Here is an 18441-nt window from a genome sequence, read left to right on the forward strand (position 1 = left end):
CAGATGCACACGCGAACACTCGGCCAGGGCCTCGAGGTCTCGGCCGTCGGGCTCGGCGCCATGGGCATGTCCATGAGCTACGGGCCGAATCCCGGCGATCGCGACGACATGATCGGCGTGCTGAGATACGCCGTCGAGCAGGGCGTCACCTTCATCGACACGGCCGAGGTCTACGGCCCGTGGGTCAACGAGGAACTCGTCGGCGAGGCGATCGCCCCGATCCGCGACCGGGTCGTGGTCGCGACGAAGTTCGGCTTCGACCTCGTCGACGGGCAGATGCGGGGCACCGACTCGCGCCCCGAGCACATCCGAGCGGTGGCGGATGCCTCGCTCCGCCGCCTCGGCGTCGACGTGCTCGATCTCTTCTACCAGCACCGGGTCGACCCCGACGTGCCGATCGAGGACGTCGCCGGCACCGTCGGCGAGCTCGTCGCCGAGGGCAAGGTGCGCCACTTCGGGCTCTCGGAGGCCGGAGCGGGCACCATCCGCCGAGCGCACGCCGTGCACCCCGTGACCGCCGTCCAGAGCGAGTACTCGCTCTGGACCCGCGACCCCGAGGCCGAGGTGCTGCCGACGGTCGCCGAACTCGGCATCGGCTTCGTGCCGTTCAGCCCGCTCGGCAAGGGGTTCCTGACCGGAGCCGTGTCGGCCGACGCGACCTTCGCCGAGGGCGAGATCCGCGCCAGGGTGCCGCGCTTCGAGCGCGAGAACCTCCTGGCCAACCAAGCCCTCGTCGACCACGTTCGCGCGCTCGCCGAGCGGCGCGGCGCCACGCCCGGCCAGGTCGCGCTCGCGTGGCTGCTGGCGCAGCATCCGTTCATCGTGCCGATCCCGGGCACTCGCCGCCGCGAGCGCATCGACGAGAACGCGGGCGCGACGACCGTCGCCCTCTCGGCCGACGACATCGCCGACCTCGACGCGCTCGTCGACCGCATCGGGGTGGCCGGCAACCGCTACGACGACGCGGGCATGGCCGCCGTCGGCCTGTGACGCACGACCGCGTCGCGAATGAGCACCCACCACGAAGGAGCACCACGAGGATGAGCACCCAGATGCAACCGAAGACCGCGACCGTGAAGGGCCCTGAAGCCCGGTTCACGGGCGATGTGTACTTCAACGCCTACTACGCCGGGGAGGAACCCTCGCGCACCCGCCTGAACCTCGTGCGGTTCACGCCCGGCGCGCACACGGCATGGCACCGGCACGCCGTCGGCCAGACGCTGCACGTGACCGAGGGGCTCGGCTACGTGCAGAGTCGGGATGAGGAACTCATCGTGCTGCACCCCGGCGACACGGTCTACACCCCGCCGGGCGAGTGGCACTGGCACGGCGCGACGGCCGAGAACTTCATGTGCCACCTCGCGCTCTGGGAGTCGCCAGGCACGGGCGAGCCCGAGACCGAGTGGGGCGACCTGCTCACCGACGACGAGTACCCCGCGAATTGAGCGTCACGGCGAGAGGATGTCGCGCCGTGGCATCCGCTCGTCGGTTCACGCTCGTCAGCCCGCGTTCGTCGCCGTCGACTCGTCGGCCGTGAGGGCCGCGGCGTTCGTCGCCGCCCACGAGGCCAGCACCTTCAGGGCATCGGCCGACGGGGAGCCCGCCGGCGCCGTGTAGACGTTCAGCACCAGGCCGGGTTCGCTCGGCAGGTCCATCGACTCGTAGTTCAGGTCGAGGTCGCCGACCACGGGGTGGTGCAGGCGCTTGAGTCCGCTGCGGTGGAACTTCACGTCGCGCGACGCCCACCGCTCGCGGAACAGCTCGCTCTGGGTGGACAGCTCGCCGACGAGCCGGATCAGGCCGGGATCGTGCGGGGTGCGACCGGCCTCGAGTCGCAGCATCGCGGCGGCGTCGTGGGTGATCTGGTCGTAGTCGCGCCAGAACTCGCGGGCGGCGGGGTTCAGGTACGCGAATCGCGTGGTGTTGACCGGGCGGCGCGGGTCGTCGAACACGGGGGAGTAGAGGGCGCGCGCGAGCAGGTTCGCCGCGAGGATGTCGTGCCGGCCGTTGCGCACCCAGGCCGGGGCATCGCCGATCGCGTCGAGCACCTGCCGCACCGCGGGCCGCACCGTGGTCTTCGTCCTCGGCGCCCGTTGGCGACCGGGGCCTGCGGCGCGGGCGAGGTCGAAGAGGTACTCGCGCTCGGCCTCGTCGAGCTGCAGAGTGCGAGCGAGGGCATCGAGGACGCTCTCGGACGCCCCGGCCAGGTCGCCGCGTTCGAGGCGCACGTAGTAGTCGACCGAGACGCCCGCGAGCATCGCGACCTCTTCACGGCGAAGGCCGGGCACCCGACGGTTGCCGCCGTACGCGGGGAGTCCCGCCTGGTCGGGCGTGATGCGGGCGCGCCTGGAGCTCAGGAACTCCCTGATGTCTGCTCGCACGTCTCCCATGTCCTCAACGGTACGTCGGCGGATGCTCCGGTGGGAGGCCCCGCGGGTACCTCGCTCGGAGCCCCTCGGCCCAGCGACGGCTGCTAGCGTGGTTCGCTGCCGCGCGGCATCCGCTGCGCCCTGGGCGACGGAAGGCGGGGGCATGCTCGAACCGGTCGAGCTCGACGGTGGCGTGATCGTGCGCTCGCTCGCCGCCGGCGACGGGCCCGCGCTCGCAGCGGCCTACGTGCGCAATCGTGCGCACTTGGCGCCATGGGAGCCCGAGCGCACCGAGTCGTTCTTCAAGGTCGCCACGCATGAGCGCGAGGTGGTCGCGCTGCTCGCGCGGGTCGACGCGGGCACGGCGATCCCGCTGGTGCTGGTCGACGGCGACGAGATCATCGGTCGCGTCAACCTCTCGGACATCGTGCGCGGGGCCTTCCAGAACGCGCACCTCGGCTACTGGATCGACCACCGCCTCACCGGCAGGGGCCTTGCGACGACGGCGACCGGCGTGGCCCTGCACGCGGCGCGCGCGGCCGGGCTGCACCGGGTGCAGGCCGGCACGCTCGTGCACAACGTCGCCTCGCAGTCGGTGCTCGAGCGCAACGGGTTCGAGCGCATCGGGGTCGCGCGTCGCTACCTGCGCATCGCCGGCCGCTGGCAGGACCACGTGCTCTTCGAGCGGCTCATCGAGGACTGAACCGGGTCCGGCGGCCGCGCCGAGCTGGTCGGTCCCGCGCGCGGCGAGCGACGTCGGCGATCGGGCCGGAGCACGTTTCCATCGCGTTAAGGCTGGTCCGAACGTCCGTCAGGGGGTTGACCTCCGCACCCTCCGCGTGAGTAATATGTCACCCACTACAAAGTGCCGTAGTGTGATGTGTCACACGGTACAGAAGGGTCTGAATCGTCATGACAGACAACGCCGTCGCCTCCGTCGCGAACACCGCACGCGTTCGCCGGCCGGCCGTCGCCCCCCTCGCCGGCCGTCGTGCGCCGCTCGGGTCCGACGCCGTGACGATCACCGGCGGCGTGCTCGCGACGTGGCAGCGACGCAACCGCGACGAGACGATCCCGCACACGCTCGGCGAGCTTCGCGCGGCCGGCAACCTCGAGAACCTCCGGCGCATCGCCCGGCCCGAGATGCTCGCCGACACCGCCTACCGCGGCCGCTATCCGTTCCTCGACACCGACGTCTTCAAGACGCTCGAGGGCCTCGCCTACGAACTCGCCCGGCCCGGCGACGCCCGGGCGGATGCCGCGACCGAGGCCTTCTACGACGAGGCCGTCGCGCTCATCGAGGCCGCGCAGCGCGCCGACGGCTACCTGAACTCCTACTACCAAGCGCCCGACGTGCCCAAGGAGCCGTGGGAGGACATGGCCTGGGGACACGAGCTGTACAACCTCGGCCACCTGATCCAAGCGGCCGTCGCGGCATCCCGACAGCTCGGCGACGACCGCCTCCTCACGGTCGCGCGCCGCTTCGCGGACCTCGCGGTCGAGCGCTTCGGCCCAATGGGCGAGGACGCCGTGTGCGGACACCCCGAGATCGAGATGGCCCTCGTCGAGCTCACGCGCGAGACCGGCGACCCCCGCTACCTCGAACTGTCGCGGCTGCTCATCGACCGCCGCGGCCGCGGCACCGTCGAGCTGCGCGTGTTCCCGGCCGAGTACTTCCAGGACAGCGCGCCGCTCCGCGAGCTCGACTCGGTGACCGGTCACGCCGTGCGCATGACCTACCTGACCGCGGGAGCGGCCGATGTGGCGCTCGAGCAGGGCGACGACTCGCTCGCCGTGGCCCTCCGGCGCCTCTGGGGCGACATGCTCGACTCGAAGCTCTACCTCACGGGCGGCCTCGGCTCCCGTCACTCCGACGAGGCCGTCGGCGACCGCTTCGAGCTGCCGTCGGAGCGTTCGTACAGCGAGACCTGCGCGGCGATCGCGACCATGCAGTGGGCGTGGCGCATGCACCTCGGCTCGGGCGACGCGGCCTACCTCGACACGTTCGAGACCGTGCTCTACAACGCCTACGCGGCCGGCCTCAGCGACGACGGCCGGGCATTCTTCTACGACAACCCGTTGCAGCGGCGCCCGGACCACCAGCAGCGCACGGGCGCGGAGCCCGACGGCGAGCTGCTGCGCCGCGGCTGGTTCGTCTGCCCGTGCTGCCCGCCGAACATCATCCGCTGGACCGCCGAGCTGCAGGACCACCTCGCCGTGCGCGACGGCGACACGCTGCACCTCGCCCAGTACGCGACCTCCGACCTCGAGGCCGACGGGCTCGCCCTCTCGGTCACGACCGACTACCCCTGGGACGAGCGCATCGTCATCGACGTGCGCGAGGCCGACGGGAGCACCCGCCTGGCCCTGCGGATCCCCGCCTGGTGCCGGGGCGCGAGCCTGACGATCGACGGCGAGCAGGTCGAAGCGGATGCCGCGGCCGGCTGGCTGCACGTCGACCGGCCGCCCGCGGCGGGCGACCGCCTCGAGCTCGTGCTCCCGATGCCGGTGCGCGCGCACGGAGCCGACCCCCGCGTCGACGGCCTGCGCGCCGCCGTCGCCGTCGCCCGCGGCCCGATCGTCTACTGCGCCGAGCAGGGCGACAACGACGCCGACCTCGACCTCGTGGTGCTCTCGCCGGCCGACGTGCGCGCCGCGCGCACCGAGGTCCGCCGCGTCACCCCGAACAGCGAGGCGGTGACCCGCGTCGTGACCGTCGACGCCGGCGTCGACCCCGTGCCGGCCGCCGGGCTCTACCCCGAGCTCACGGCCGACGACCGGGAGACGGATGCCGCGGCATCCGGAACCACCACCGTCACGCTCGTGCCCTACCACCTCTGGGGCAACCGAGGGGCGGCGGCCATGCGCGTGTGGCTGCGCCGGGCCTGAACCGAAGAAGCACCGGCACGACCGAAGCATCCGAACACCGAAGCATCCGAACACCGAGCTCTTTCCGAGCATCCCCTACAGAAGCACCCGAACGAAGAGAGAGAACAGAATGAAGAGACGCACAGCGTTCCTCGGGCTCGCCATCGCGACGTCCCTCGCCCTGGTGGGCTGCACCGCCTCGAACGCCGGGTCGGGGTCGACCGGGGGAGTCTCGGGCGAGCCGGTCGAGGGCGGCACCCTGCACGTGCTGCAGAACACGGACTTCTCGCACCTCGACCCCGCACAGGGCTTCGACGGCGGCGTGAACAACTTCTACCGCCTCATCTACCGCACGCTCACGACGCAGGGCGTCGGCGAGGGCGCGAAGGGCACCGAGATCGTGCCCGACCTCGCGACCGACACCGGCACCCCCAACGAGGACGCCACGGTCTGGACCTTCACGCTGAAGGACGACATCTTCTTCGAGGACGGCACGCCCATCACGAGCGCCGACGTGAAGTTCGGCGTCGAGCGCTCGCTCGACCCGTCGATCTCGATCGGCTCGCCCTACGCGAAGATCGTGCTCGACCTGCCCGAGGACTACCAGGGCTACTACATCTCGGGCCCGCTCGACACGATCGAGACGCCGGACGAGAAGACGATCGTCTTCCACCTCAACCAGCCCTACGCCGACTTCGCCGCGGTCGTCGGGCAGGCGCCCTTCACCCCGTTCCCGGCCGATGAGGGCGTGACGACGACCTCGATCGACCAGCAGCCGATCGCCTCGGGCCCCTACCGGGTCACCGAGTACCAGCGCGGCAGCACCCTCGTGCTCGAGCGCAACGAGTACTGGGATGCCGAGACCGACGACGTGCGCACGGCCGCGCCCGACTCGTTCGAGTGGACCTTCGGCCTCGACGCCGCCACGATCGACGAGCGCATGATCGCCGACCAGGGCGCCGACCAGGACGCGATCGCCGGATCCGTGCAGGCCGCCTCGATCTCGCGCATCCAGACGCCCGCGATCCAGGAGCGCACGATCCAGGGCCTGCAGGGCTGCACCACCTACATGCCGCTGAACACGACGAAGCCGGGCATGGACAACCCGCTCGTGCGCCAGGCGATCAACCTCGCGGTCGACAAGCAGGCCGTCAAGGACGGCACCGGCGGCAGCCAGCTCGCCGACATCGCCACCACGATGATGCCGCCGACCGTCGCGGGCTTCACCGAGTTCGACCTCTACCCGAGCGAGGACTCGAAGGGCGACCCCGAGGCCGCGAAGGCGCTGCTCGCCGAGGCGGGCTACCCCGACGGGTTCGAGTTCACCCTCGACATCCGGAACAACCCGAAGATGCAGGCGCAGGCCGAGGCGATCCAGCAGGCGCTCGCGAAGGCCGACATCACGGTCGACTTCAACCTCATCGACTCGGCGACCTTCTACGAGGTCATCGGCACGACGTCGCAGCAGCACGACGCGGCCATCACGGGCTGGTGCCCGGACTGGGCCTCGGGCGCGACCTTCCTGCCGCCCATCTTCGAGGGCACGCAGATCTTCGAGAAGGGCAACTCGAACGTCGCCCAGCTGAACGACCCCGCCGTCAACCAGCGCATGACCGAGATCCGCGCGATGACCGACGTCGACGAGGCCAACGCGGCATGGGGTGCGCTCGACGAGCAGATCATGGAGCTCGCCCCCGCGGTGCCGCTCCTCTTCGAGAAGGCCGTCATGGTCGTCGGCTCCAACATCGCGGGCGCCTACGCGCACGCGGGCTTCTCGGGCGGCATCGACTACGTGTCGGTCGGCCTGGCCAGCACCGACTGAGCCCGATGTCGACGGTTCCCAGCGAGCTGGCCGTCGAGACGGAGCCGAAGGGGGTGCTGCCCACGGGCAGCGCCCCCACCCCCGCTCGACGCGTGATCGCCACGCTCAGAAAGTCCCCCGCCGTCGTCGTCAGCGTCGGCATCATCGTGTTCATCGTGCTGCTCGCGGTGCTCGCGCCCGTGATCTCGGCGATCACCGGCTGGGGCCCGTACGAATACGACCCGTCCGCGATCGACTCCGATCTCGGCGGCATCCCCATCGGCCCGCTCGGCGGCATCAGCGCCGAGCACTGGCTCGGCGTCGAACCCGGCAACGGGCGCGACATCCTCGTGCGCGTCGCCTACGGCGCCCGCGTCTCGCTCATGATCGCCGTCTCGGCGACGCTCATCACGACCACCTTCGGCGTGGTCATGGGCATGATCTCCGGGTTCTTCGGCGGCCTGGCCGACCAGATCATCTCGCGCGTCATGGACTTCCTCATGGCGTTCCCCTCGCTCATCTTCATGATCGCGCTGCTCTCGGCGCTGCCCGCCGGCAACCGGCCCGTGCTGCTCGTGCTCGTGCTCAGCATCTTCGGGTGGCCGTACACGGCGCGCGTCATCCGGGGCCAGACGATGTCCCTGCGCAACTCGGAGTTCGTCGAGGCGGCCAGGGCGTCGGGTGCGAGGCCCCTGAGGATCGCCTTCCGCGAGGTGCTCCCGAACCTGAGAGGCACCATCATCGTGCTCGCGACGCTCGCCGTGCCGAGCTACATCGGCACCGAGGCCGGGCTCTCGTTCCTCGGCGTCGGCGTCATGCCGCCCACGCCGTCATGGGGCCAGATGATCTCGACCGCCGTCGGCTGGTACGCCGTCGACCCGATGTTCTTCCTCATCCCGGGCACGTTCCTGTTCCTCACGGTGTTCTCGTTCACCGTGCTCGGCGACAACCTGCGCCGCGTGCTCGATGCGGGGGATGCCGCATGACCCTCGTCATCCTCCGCCGCGTGCTCGCCGCGGCCGGCGTGCTGCTGCTCATCTCCCTGTTCACGTTCATGATCTTCTTCTGGCTGTCGCCGGATCCCGCCGTGCAGATCTGCGGCAAGACCTGCACGCCAGAGCGCATCGACCAGATCCGCGAGCAGCTCGGCGTCAACCTGCCGTTCTGGCAGCAGTACTGGCAGTTCCTCTCGGGCATCTTCACCGGCCGCACCTACGGCGAGGGCGCTGCCGCGATCGAGTGCGCGGCGCCGTGCCTCGGGTTCAGCTTCCAGACGAACGAGTCGGTCACCGACATGATCGTCGCGCGGATGCCGGTCTCGGTCACGCTCGCGATCGGCGCCGCGGTGCTCTGGCTCCTCGCCGGCATCGGCGGCGGCCTGCTCAGTGCGGTCAAGCAGGGGACCGGGTGGGACAAGGCGGTCATGATTTCCGCCCTCGCCGGCATCAGCCTGCCGAACTACTTCGTCGCGCTGCTGCTGCAGTACCTGCTCGTCGTGCAGCTGCGCTGGCTTCCGTTCCCGCAGTCGGTGACCTTCGCCGAGGACCCCCTTCTGTGGTTCCAGTCGTACCTGATGCCGTGGCTCGTCCTCGCCTTCGGGTACGCGGCGATGTACTCGCGCATCGTGCGCACGAACGTCATCGACACGCTCGGGCAGAACTTCATGCGGACGGCGAAGGCGAAGGGCCTCGATGCGCCGGTCGTGCTGCGCCGCCACGCGCTGCGGCCGTCGCTGACGCCCGTCGTCACGCTCTTCGGCATGGACTTCGCGGGCCTCCTCGGCGGCGCGCTCATCACCGAGACGGTCTTCGGCCTGAACGGCGTCGGCAAGCTCACCGCCGACTCGATCGCGAAGAACGACCAGCCCGTCATCATGGGCGTGACGCTGCTCGCCGCCGCGCTCGTGGTGGTCGCGAACATGGTCGTCGACGTCGCCTACACGTACCTCGACCCGAGAGTGAGGGTGAAGTCCGCATGAGCCTCGCATCACCGCGAACCATCTCGATCCCCGTCCCGGGGGCGACCCTCCTCGAGGTCGAGCACCTCACCGTGACGTTCCCGACCTCCGCGGGTCCTGTCGACGTCGTCAAGGACGCCTCGTTCCGCGTCGAGTCGGGCGATACGCTCGGCATCGTCGGCGAGTCGGGCTCCGGCAAGTCGATGACCTCGCTCGCCATCATGGGCCTGCTGCCGCGGGGCGGCACGGCGACCGGCAGCATCCGCCTCAACGGGCACGAGCTGCTCGGCCGCAGCGACCGCGAGATGCGGCGCGTGCGCGGCGACAAGGTCGCGATGGTCTTCCAGGACCCGCTCTCGTCGCTGAACCCGTACTACACGGTCGGCCTGCAGATCGAGGAGGCGTACCGGGCGCACAACGGCGGAAGCCGGAAGAACGCCCGCAACGTCACGATCGAGGCGCTCGAGCGCGTGCGCATCGCGGACGCCGCGCGGCGCGTCGACCACTACCCGCACCAGTTCTCGGGCGGCATGCGCCAGCGCATCATGATCGCGATGGCGCTCTGCCTCGAACCCGACCTGCTCATCGCCGACGAGCCGACGACCGCGCTGGACGTCACCGTGCAGGCGCAGATCCTCGAGCTCCTCGCCGACCTGCAGCGCGAGACCGGCACGGGCATGATCTTCATCACGCACGACCTCGCGGTCGTGAGCCAGGTCGCGCAGGACGTGCTCGTCATGAAGGACGGCGCGCACGTCGAGAGCGGCACGGCCGAGCAGATCTTCTCGAACCCCCGCGCGCCCTACACGCGCGCCCTGCTCGAGGCCCTGCCCCGCATCGTCGACCCGTTCGACGAGTTGAAGGGACTGAGCCGATGACCGAGGCCATCCTCACCGCGAGCCACCTCACCAAGCAGTTCGTCACGCGCGGCGACGGCGCGTTCATCGCCGGCACGACGACGTTCACCGCGGTCGACGACGTGAGCTTCGAGGTGCCGCGCGGCGGAACGCTCGGCATCGTCGGCGAGTCGGGCTCCGGCAAGTCGACGACGGCCCGCATCGTCGCCAAGCTCATCGACCCGACGAGCGGCACGCTCGAGTTCGACGGCGTCGACGTCACCAGGGCGGGCGCCAAGGCGCTCGCCGCGTTCCGCTCGAATGTGCAGGTCGTGTTCCAGGACCCGTTCTCGTCGCTGAACCCGCGGCACACGGTCGAGAAGATCATCACCGCACCGCTCGACTACCAGCGCATCGCGCCGAAGGGCGGAACGCGCGCCCTCGTGCGCGAGCTCCTCGAGCGCGTCGGGCTGAACCCCGATCATGCGCAGCGCTACCCCGCCCAGTTCTCGGGCGGTCAGGCCCAGCGCATCGGCATCGCGAGGGCGCTCGCCGTGAGCCCGAAGCTCGTGATCTGCGACGAGGCGGTCTCGGCGCTGGACGTCTCGGTGCAGGCGAAGGTCATCACCCTGTTGACCTCCCTGCAGGCCGAACTCGGCCTCAGCTACGTCTTCATCGCGCACGACCTCGCCGTCGTGCGCCAGATCGCGGACACCGTGGCGGTGATGAGTCGCGGGCGTATCGTCGAACAGGGCGACCGGGACGCGGTCTTCGAGCGCCCGCAGCACGAGTACACGAAGGCGCTGCTCGCCGCGGTGCCGAAGATCGACCCCGAATGGGAGCTCCGACGTGCTCGGATGCTCGCCGAGGAAGGAGCCGGCGCGTGATCACCGCCGAGTACACGATTCCGGGCATGCACGTGCGCGACCACGTCGTCGAGGTGCCGCTGGACTGGTTCGACGATGCCGACACCCGCACGATCACGGTCTTCGCCCGCGAGCTCGTCGACCCCGTCAGGCGGCGGGACGACCTGCCGGTGCTCGTCTACCTGCAGGGCGGCCCCGGCGGCAAGGGGCCTCGACCGACCGGCCCGGACGGGTGGGTCGGCGAAGCACTGAAGGAGCACCGGGTGGTGCTCCTCGACCAGCGCGGCACGGGACGAAGCTCGCGCGTCGACGGGCGCGCCATCGCAGGCATGGGGGATGCCGCGGCGCAGGCCGAGCACCTCGCGCACTTCCGGGCGGACTCGATCGTCGCCGACGCCGAGCACCTGCGCAGGACCGTCTTCGGCGGCCGTCGCTGGTCGACCCTCGGCCAGAGCTACGGCGGGTTCCTCACGCTCAGCTACCTCTCCCACGCCCCCGAGGGCCTCGCCGCGTGCTACGTCACGGGCGGCCTCGCGAGCGTCCACCCCGATGCCGCCGAGGTGTACCGCCGCACGTATCCGCGCGTGGCGGCGAAGAACCGCGAGTTCCACGCGAGGTACCCGCACCACGTCGACACGCTCGCCCGCATCGCCGATCGGCTCGCCGCCGGCGACGTCGTGCTGCCCGGCGGCGACCTGCTCACCGTGCGCCGGTTCCAGAGCCTCGGCATCGACTTCGGCATGAAGCCCGGGTACGAGCGCATGCACTTCCTGGTCGACGAGGCGTTCGACGCGGCATCCGACGAGCTCACCGGCACCTTCCTCGCGCAGGTCGAGGCCCGCACCTCGTACCGCGACAACCCACTGTTCGCGGTCATGCAGGAGTCGATCTACGCATCGGATGCCACGGGCGCGACCGGGTGGGCCGCGCAGGCCGAGCGCGACCGGCTGCCGCAGTTCGCCGAGGACGCGCGACCGCTGCTGATGACCGGCGAGATGATGTACCCCTGGATGTTCCGGGAGATCCGGGCCCTCCAGCCCTTCGAGGCGGCCGTCGAGCTGCTGGCCGCCCGCACGGAATGGAGCGCGCTCTACGACCTCGACCGGCTCGCCGCCAACGAGGTGCCGCTCGCCGCGGCCGTGTACTACGACGACATGTACGTCGACGCCGACCTGCAACTGGCCACCGCCGAGCACGTGGGCAACGCCCGCGCCTGGGTGACGAACGAATACGAGCACGACGGCATCGGAGCCGAGCGGGTGGTCCCCCGGCTGTTCCGGCTCGTCGACGAACTGGGCGGGCCCATCCGGGACCGCGAGGAGGGCGCAGCATGACCGACACCACGACCCACGAGGCCCATGGCGCGCACGCCGGCCACGACCACGCGAGCGCGGCGACCACGACCGCCGCCTCGATGCCGGCGCCCGCCACGCGCGACCCGCGCCTGCCACGGCTCCGCGAGGTGCCCGCGTTCCTCGAGTACATGGCCACCGGCTGGGATGCGCCCGACCGGACGCCGCCCGTCGAAGCCGGGGTGGCCGCGGCATCCGCAGCGCATCGCGCCCGCCTGAGCGCCGCGTTCCCGAACCGCACGATCGTGGTCGCCGCCGGCCGCGCACCCGTGCGGGCGAACGACACGAACTACGACTTCCGGCCGGACAGCGACTTCTTCTGGCTCAGCGGATGCTCCGCCGAGGACGCCGTCGTCGTTCTGACGCCTGCGGGCGCGGGCCACGACGCCACGCTGTTCGTGCCGGCACCGGCCTATCCGGGCAACCCCGACTTCTTCGCCAACGCCGCGCACGGCGAGCTCTGGGTCGGATCCGCGCCCGACGTGTCCGACTGGGCGGCCGCCCTCGAGATCGACGTGAAGCCGCTCGACCGGCTCGCCGAGGTCGTCGGGCGGGCGCGCGACGTGCTGCTGACCGGGACGCCGAACTCCGAGCACGCCGCCCTCGCCGGCATCCGCCGCTCGGCCGAGCTCGGACGGGTGCTCGCCGAGCTGCGCATGCTCAAGGACGAGTGGGAGGTCGCCGAGCTCCGCAGGGCGGTCGACTCGACGGTCGACGGGTTCCGCAGCGTCATCCGCGAGCTCCCGAACGCGATCGGGTTCGGTGGCGAGCGCTGGCTGCAGGGCACCTTCGACCGGCATGCGCGCACCTACGGCAACGGCCCCGGGTACTCGACCATCGTCGGCTCGGCCGAGCACGCGCCGACCCTGCACTGGGTGCGCTGCGACGGCCCGGTGAAGCCCGAGGAGCTGCTGCTGCTCGACATGGGCGTCGAGAACCGCACCTACTACACGGCGGATGTCACGCGCACGTTCCCGGCATCCGGCACGTTCAGCGCGGCGCAGCGCGAGGTGCACGACCTCGTCGAGCGCTCGCACCGCGCAGGGCTCGCGGCCGTGACGCCCGGCCGCGCCTTCACGGACTTCCACACCGCGGCCATGGAGGTCATCGCGAACGGCCTCTCGGACTGGGGCCTGCTGCCCGTCTCGGTCGACGAGGCGCTCTCGCCGGAGGGACAGCACCACCGTCGGTACCTCGTCTGCGGCATCGGCCACCACCTCGGCCTCGACGTGCACGACTGCGCGCAGTCGAGCTACGAGGCCTACCAGGGTTCCGTGATGACGCCCGGCATGGTGCTCACGGTCGAGCCCGGGCTCTACTTCCACGCGTTCGACACGACCGTGCCTCCGGAGCTGCGTGGTGTCGGAGTCCGCCTCGAAGACGATATTTTGGTCACGACCGGCGGCTCCGAGGTGCTGTCGGCGGCACTGCCGATCGACGCGGTCGGCATCGAGCAGTGGATGCGGGCGCAGTGATCGGCGACGCGTCGACACCTCCGATCGAGAGGACAACGCGATGGCCGTCACGGCGATCCGCCCCGTCGAGCAGCAGCTGAGCCTTCGCGCGCGCGTCGAGCAGGCGCTGTCGGCGGCGATCATCTCCGGGGAGCTCGCGCCGGGCGAGCTGCTCACCGTGCCGACGCTCGCGGCGCAGTTCGACGTGTCGGCGACGCCGGTGCGCGAGGCCATGCTCGACCTCGAGGGTCGCGGATTCGTCGAGCCCGTGCGCAACAAGGGCTTCCGGGTCACCACCGTGAGCCCCGAGGTGCTGCGCGAGATCGTCGAGGTGCGCCAGCTCCTCGAACCGCCGGCCATGGAGGAGCTCGCCCGTCGCTTCCCGGCCGATCGGCTGTCCGAGTTCCGCACGCTCGCCGAGCAGATCGTGCTCGGCGCGAGCACCGGCGACCTGCGCGCCTACCTCGAGGCCGACCTCGAGTTCCACCTCGCGCTCATGCGCCTGCTCGGCAATCGCCTGCTCGTCGAGACCGTGGCCGACCTGCGCTCGCGCACCCGACTCGTCGGCCTCTCGGACATGCTCGAGACGAAGGCGCTCGACGAGTCCGCCCGCGAGCACCTCGAGCTGCTGAAGTACCTGGCCGACGGCGATGCCACGGCGGCACGCGAGCTCATGCGTCGCCACATCCACCACGCCCTCGGTTGGTGGGCGGGCAACCCCGAGGGGGAGTAGCCGCGCGGTCTGGCGGCGACCGCGTCACCGCTGATCGGCGTGCAGTCCCGGTCCTTGCGGGCCGCGTGGATCGCCACGACACTGAACCCATCGACGGGCGTCCGAGGGGCTGGGCGGACCCGTTGTGCGCGCGACCGATATGTGACATATTACTGTTACGGCGGCGATCCGCCGACGCGAACGCGAACGAGCGAGAGGAGCGCCCATGATCACCGACGTCGTCATCGTGGGCGCCGGCATCGTCGGCGCGGCGTGCGCCCGGGCGCTCGCCGTCGCCGGCGTGCGCGTCACCGTACTCGAACGGGGCGCCGCGGCATCCGGCACGAGCGCGAAGGGCGAGGGCAACCTCCTCGTCTCCGACAAGGGTCCGGGCGCCGAGCTCGACCTCGCCGTCTCCGCGTCCTCGCTCTGGCCGGGCCTCGTCGCCGAGCTCGCCGACGAGCTCGGGCCGGCGTTCCCCTCCCTCGAGTACGAGCGCAAGGGCGGCCTCGTCGTGGCCACGACCGACGCCGGCGCCGACCCGCTCCTCGCGTTCGCCGAGAGCCAGCGCCGGGCGGGCATCGACGCAAGGGCCGTCACCATCGGCACGGCGCTCGAACTCGAGCCCTGGCTGAACCAGGGCATCACCGCTGCCGTGCACTACCCGGACGACGCGCAGGTGCAGCCGGTGATCGCGACCGAGGCCCTGCTCGCGTCGGCGCGCAACCACGGTGCCGTCGTGCGCACCGGCGTCGAGGTCACGGGCGCGAAGCGCGACGCATCCGGCCGCATCGTCGGCGTCACCACGACCGACGGCGACGTCGCCGCCGGCGCCGTGATCATCGCGGCAGGACCGTGGTCGGGCGAGGTGGCCGGCGCGTTCGGCGTGAGCCTGCCGGTGCGCCCCCGCCGGGGCATGGTGCTCGTCACCACGCGCATGCCCCACCGCGTCTTCCACAAGGTCTACGACGGCGACTACTTCGGCGCGACCCAGTCATCGGATGCCGCGCTGCAGACCTCGAGCGTCGTCGAGTCGACCGCCGCCGGCACCGTGCTGCTCGGGTCGAGCCGCGAGCAGGTCGGCTTCGACGAGCGACTCCGCGTCGACGTCATCCGCGAGGTCGCGACCAAGGCCCTGCGGCTCTTCCCCTTCCTCGCCGGCGCGTCGATCATGCGCACCTACGGCGGGTTCCGGCCGTTCATGCCCGACCACCTGCCGGTCATCGGCGAGGACCACCGGGCCCCCGGGCTCTGGCACGCGAGCGGCCACGAGGGCGCCGGCATCGGACTCTCGCTCGCCACGGCCGAGATGCTCGTCGCCGGCATGCTCGGCTCGGAGACGCCCATCGACGCCGCGCCGTTCGCCCTCGACCGGGCGAGCCTCGCCGCCCACCTGGAGGTCTCCTGATGGCCGCACGCATGGTGCCGGCGAAGCGCGATCCGATCCGCCCCGCGCCGGCGAACCCGATCGTCATCTCGATCGACGGCGATCCCGTCGCCGGGGTCGAGGGCCAGACCATCGCGGGCGTCGTGCTCGCCGGCGGCCGGCTCGCCTGGCGGCGGACCTCGGTCGACGGTCGCCCTCGCGGCCTGTTCTGCGGCATCGGCGTCTGCTTCGACTGCATCGTGACCGTCAACGGCGAGCGCGACGTGCGCGCCTGCCAGCGGCGCGCGGGTGACGGCGACGTCGTCAGCAGTCAGCACGACGAGCTCCCGGAGGCCGCGCGATGACCTCCCAGACGACGCCCCCCGGTTCGGCCCCCGTGTCCGCTCCCGCCACCGGCGCGCGGAGCGTGCTCGTCGTCGGAGCCGGCCCCGCCGGACTCGCCGCCGCCCGCGCCGCCCGTGAGCGCGGGGCATCCGTGGTCCTGCTCGACGCGGCGGACGCCACCGGAGGGCAGTACTGGCGGCATCTGCCGCCCGCCCGCCCGTCGGCGAAGGAGCGCGTGCTCCATCACGGCTGGTCGACCTACCGGTCGCTGCACGAGGAGCTCGAGCGCGACTCCGGCTGCGAGATCGTGCTCGGTGCCCAGGTCTGGGCGATCGAGCGAACGGATGCCGCGGACTCGACCGCGCCCGTCGCCGTGCACGTGCTCGTCGGCCCGCCCGACGGCACCGACCGGCGGGGTCGCACGTTCCGCCCCGACGCCCTCGTGCTCGCCACGGGAGCGCACGACCGCACCCTGCCGTTCCCCGGATGGGACCTGCCCGGCGTGTTCACGGCCGGTGCGGCGCAGGCGTTCGCGAAGGGCGAGCGCGTGGCGCTCGGCGAGCGGGTCGTCATCTCCGGTGCCGGACCGTTCCTGCTGCCCGTCGCGGCCTCCGTCGCCGCGACCGGCGCGAAGGTGCTCGGCGTCTACGAGGCGAGCCGCGTGCCCGCGCTCGTGAAGGGCTGGCTGCCGAGGCCATGGCAGCTCGTCGGCGCCGCGAAGAAGGGCGGCGAGCTCGCGGGCTACGTCGGCACGCACCTGCGCCACCGCATCCCGTACGTCACCGGGCGCGCCGTCGTCGCGGCCCACGGCACCGACCGCGTCGAGGCCGTCACGGTCGCCGAGGTCGATGCCGCGTGGTCGCCGATCGCGGGAACCGAGCGTCGCATCGAGGTCGACGCCGTGTGCGTCAGCCACGGCTTCACGCCGCGCCTCGAGCTGCCGATCGCCGCGGGCTGCGAGCTCACGCCCGAGCGGTTCGTGCGCGTCGACGACGGCCAGGCCACGAGCGTTCCCGGCGTCTACGCCGCCGGCGAGATCACGGGCATCGGCGGCGTCGACGCGGCGCTCGCCGAGGGCGAGATCGCCGGGCACGTCGCGGCGGGCGGCAGCCGCCGCGACGCGGACCTCGCCGCCGCCGTCGGCGCCCGCCGCACCTTCACGGGCTTCGCAACCCGCATCGAGGCCGCGCACGGCATCCGCCCAGGCTGGACCTCGTGGCTCGAGGACGAGACGATCGTCTGCCGCTGCGAGGAGGTGCCCTACGGACGCCTGCGCGAGACCCGCGAGGCCACCTGCGCCAGCGGCCTCCGCTCGATGAAGCTCACGACCCGCGCCGGCCTCGGCATCTGCCAGGGGCGCGTCTGCGGGCGGACGGTCGAGGAGCTCATCGGCGGCGGCGCGGCATCCGCTGGTCTCGAGACGGCCGCGGGCGGCCGACTCGACCGGCCGACGCCCGCGGCATCCGTCACCACCGACCGCCGACCCATCGCCTCGCCGCTCCGCATCGGCGAACTGGCCGGCCGAGACCCCGACACCACCACGCACCGAGCGTCCGAGAAAGGACACCCATGACCACCCAGAAGTTCGACCTCGGCGGCGTCGTCGTCGCGACGACCCTCGCCTTCAAGGAGGACGCCTCCGCACCCGCCGGCCTCGCGGTCGACTACGACCGGTTCGCCGAGCACTGCGACTTCCTCATCTCGAACGGATGCCGCGGCGTCGGCCCGAACGGCTCGCTCGGCGAGTACTCGTCGCTGACCGACGAGGAGCGCCGCAAGGTGATCCAGGTCGCCGTCGAAGCGGTCGACGGACGCGGACTCGTCGTCGCGGGCGTGCACGGGGTCGGCTGGCACCAGGCCGTGAAATGGGCCGAGTACGCCAAGGAGGACGGCGCCGACGGCGTGCTGCTGCTGCCGCCCACGATCTACCGCGCGAACCGCGCCGAGGTCGTCGAGCACTACACGCGCGTGAACGAGGTCGGCCTGCCGATCATGCTCTACAACAACCCCTTCGACACCAAGGTCGACCTCACGCCCGACCTCGTCGCCGAGCTCGCGCAGCTCTCGAACGTCGTCGCGATCAAGGAGTTCACGGCCGACATCCGTCGCGTGCTCGAGATCAGGGAACTCTGCGACATCGACGTCATCGCCGGCGCCGACGACCTGCTGTTCGAGTCGCTCGTCGTGGGCGCGACCGGGTGGTTCGCGGGCTACCCGAACGCGTTCCCGAAGGAGGCCGTCGAGATCTACGACCTCGTGAAGGCCGGCCGCATCGACGAGGCCCGCGCGCTCTACACGCAGCTCGTCGCGGTCTTCCGCTGGGACTCGAAGACCGAGTTCGTGCAGGCCATCAAGCTGTCGATCGACATCGCCGGGCAGAGTTACGGTGGACCGACGCGTCCGCCGCGCGGCCCGCTGTCGGCCGAGCACGAGGCGCAGGTGCGCCGCGACACCCAGAAGGCGCTCGACTACATCGCGAGCCGCTGAGCTCGCGCACCGAAGCGGACCGAAGGGC

The 18441-nt window shown here is 71.6% G+C and carries 17 protein-coding genes; 16 read left to right on the top strand and 1 reads right to left on the bottom strand.

Features of this window, described 5'->3' with window-relative positions; all coding sequences use genetic code 11:
* Positions 1 to 3 precede the first annotated feature (3 nt).
* Together ABIC29_RS11315 and ABIC29_RS11320 are read left to right on the top strand one after the other, a co-directional pair.
* Complete coding sequence (locus ABIC29_RS11315; RefSeq protein ID WP_116084816.1) at positions 4 to 990, top strand: aldo/keto reductase; 987 nt, start codon at positions 4 to 6, stop codon at positions 988 to 990.
* 50 nt (positions 991 to 1040) lie between these two features.
* Complete coding sequence (locus tag ABIC29_RS11320) at positions 1041 to 1445, top strand: (R)-mandelonitrile lyase (protein ID WP_116083847.1); 405 nt, start codon at positions 1041 to 1043, stop codon at positions 1443 to 1445.
* A 54-nt stretch (positions 1446 to 1499) separates the two neighbouring features.
* Here ABIC29_RS11320 and ABIC29_RS11325 read toward each other — a convergent pair whose 3' ends face one another.
* Positions 1500 to 2390: a helix-turn-helix transcriptional regulator gene (locus ABIC29_RS11325; protein ID WP_116083845.1), complete on the bottom strand. Its 891-nt coding sequence runs from the start codon at positions 2388 to 2390 to the stop codon at positions 1500 to 1502.
* Positions 2391 to 2532: 142 nt separating this feature from the next.
* Here ABIC29_RS11325 and ABIC29_RS11330 point away from each other — a divergent pair, with 142 nt between their 5' ends.
* The 14 genes from ABIC29_RS11330 (at position 2533) to ABIC29_RS11395 (ending at position 18413) form a co-directional block, all read left to right on the top strand.
* Entirely contained in the window at positions 2533 to 3072 is a 540-nt protein-coding gene (locus ABIC29_RS11330; protein WP_116083842.1) for a GNAT family N-acetyltransferase, read from the top strand.
* Between the two features lie 209 nt (positions 3073 to 3281).
* Positions 3282 to 5258, top strand: coding sequence for a glycoside hydrolase family 127 protein (locus ABIC29_RS11335; RefSeq protein WP_354245404.1), 1977 nt, complete (start codon positions 3282 to 3284; stop codon positions 5256 to 5258).
* A 109-nt stretch (positions 5259 to 5367) separates the two neighbouring features.
* Positions 5368 to 7059, top strand: coding sequence for an ABC transporter substrate-binding protein (locus ABIC29_RS11340; protein ID WP_116083837.1), 1692 nt, complete (start codon positions 5368 to 5370; stop codon positions 7057 to 7059).
* A 5-nt stretch (positions 7060 to 7064) separates the two neighbouring features.
* The gene (locus tag ABIC29_RS11345; protein WP_116083834.1) at positions 7065 to 8024 is read left to right on the top strand and encodes an ABC transporter permease; all 960 of its coding nucleotides are present in this window, start codon (positions 7065 to 7067) and stop codon (positions 8022 to 8024) included.
* On the top strand, positions 8021 to 9016 hold the full coding sequence (locus ABIC29_RS11350) for an ABC transporter permease (RefSeq protein WP_354245408.1): 996 nt from the start codon (positions 8021 to 8023) through the stop codon (positions 9014 to 9016). Before ABIC29_RS11345 ends, ABIC29_RS11350 begins: the two co-directional genes overlap by 4 nt.
* Positions 9013 to 9873, top strand: coding sequence for an ABC transporter ATP-binding protein (locus ABIC29_RS11355; RefSeq protein ID WP_354245411.1), 861 nt, complete (start codon positions 9013 to 9015; stop codon positions 9871 to 9873). Before ABIC29_RS11350 ends, ABIC29_RS11355 begins: the two co-directional genes overlap by 4 nt.
* A complete protein-coding gene (locus tag ABIC29_RS11360) occupies positions 9870 to 10718 on the top strand; it encodes an ABC transporter ATP-binding protein (RefSeq protein WP_116083827.1) in 849 nt (282 codons plus the stop codon). Before ABIC29_RS11355 ends, ABIC29_RS11360 begins: the two co-directional genes overlap by 4 nt.
* On the top strand, positions 10715 to 12031 hold the full coding sequence (locus tag ABIC29_RS11365; RefSeq protein ID WP_502915479.1) for an alpha/beta fold hydrolase: 1317 nt from the start codon (positions 10715 to 10717) through the stop codon (positions 12029 to 12031). The genes ABIC29_RS11360 and ABIC29_RS11365 overlap by 4 nt, the downstream gene beginning before the upstream one ends.
* Positions 12028 to 13524: an aminopeptidase P family protein gene (locus ABIC29_RS11370; protein WP_354245414.1), complete on the top strand. Its 1497-nt coding sequence runs from the start codon at positions 12028 to 12030 to the stop codon at positions 13522 to 13524. Before ABIC29_RS11365 ends, ABIC29_RS11370 begins: the two co-directional genes overlap by 4 nt.
* A gap of 40 nt (positions 13525 to 13564) precedes the next feature.
* Positions 13565 to 14236, top strand: coding sequence for a GntR family transcriptional regulator (locus ABIC29_RS11375; RefSeq protein WP_354245416.1), 672 nt, complete (start codon positions 13565 to 13567; stop codon positions 14234 to 14236).
* 205 nt (positions 14237 to 14441) lie between these two features.
* A complete protein-coding gene (locus ABIC29_RS11380; protein WP_116083820.1) occupies positions 14442 to 15623 on the top strand; it encodes an NAD(P)/FAD-dependent oxidoreductase in 1182 nt (393 codons plus the stop codon).
* Positions 15623 to 15946 carry a (2Fe-2S)-binding protein gene (locus ABIC29_RS11385; RefSeq protein WP_116083817.1) on the top strand — a complete coding sequence of 108 codons (324 nt, stop codon included), beginning with the start codon at positions 15623 to 15625 and terminating at the stop codon, positions 15944 to 15946. Before ABIC29_RS11380 ends, ABIC29_RS11385 begins: the two co-directional genes overlap by 1 nt.
* Positions 15943 to 17499 (top strand): FAD-dependent oxidoreductase, encoded by a 1557-nt coding sequence (locus tag ABIC29_RS11390; protein ID WP_116083809.1) that lies wholly within the window; start codon positions 15943 to 15945, stop codon positions 17497 to 17499. The genes ABIC29_RS11385 and ABIC29_RS11390 overlap by 4 nt, the downstream gene beginning before the upstream one ends.
* Complete coding sequence (locus tag ABIC29_RS11395; protein WP_354245421.1) at positions 17496 to 18413, top strand: dihydrodipicolinate synthase family protein; 918 nt, start codon at positions 17496 to 17498, stop codon at positions 18411 to 18413. Before ABIC29_RS11390 ends, ABIC29_RS11395 begins: the two co-directional genes overlap by 4 nt.
* Positions 18414 to 18441 lie beyond the last annotated feature (28 nt).

It is taken from the genome of Agromyces sp. PvR057, assembly GCF_040547485.1.
GTDB lineage: Bacteria > Actinomycetota > Actinomycetes > Actinomycetales > Microbacteriaceae > Agromyces.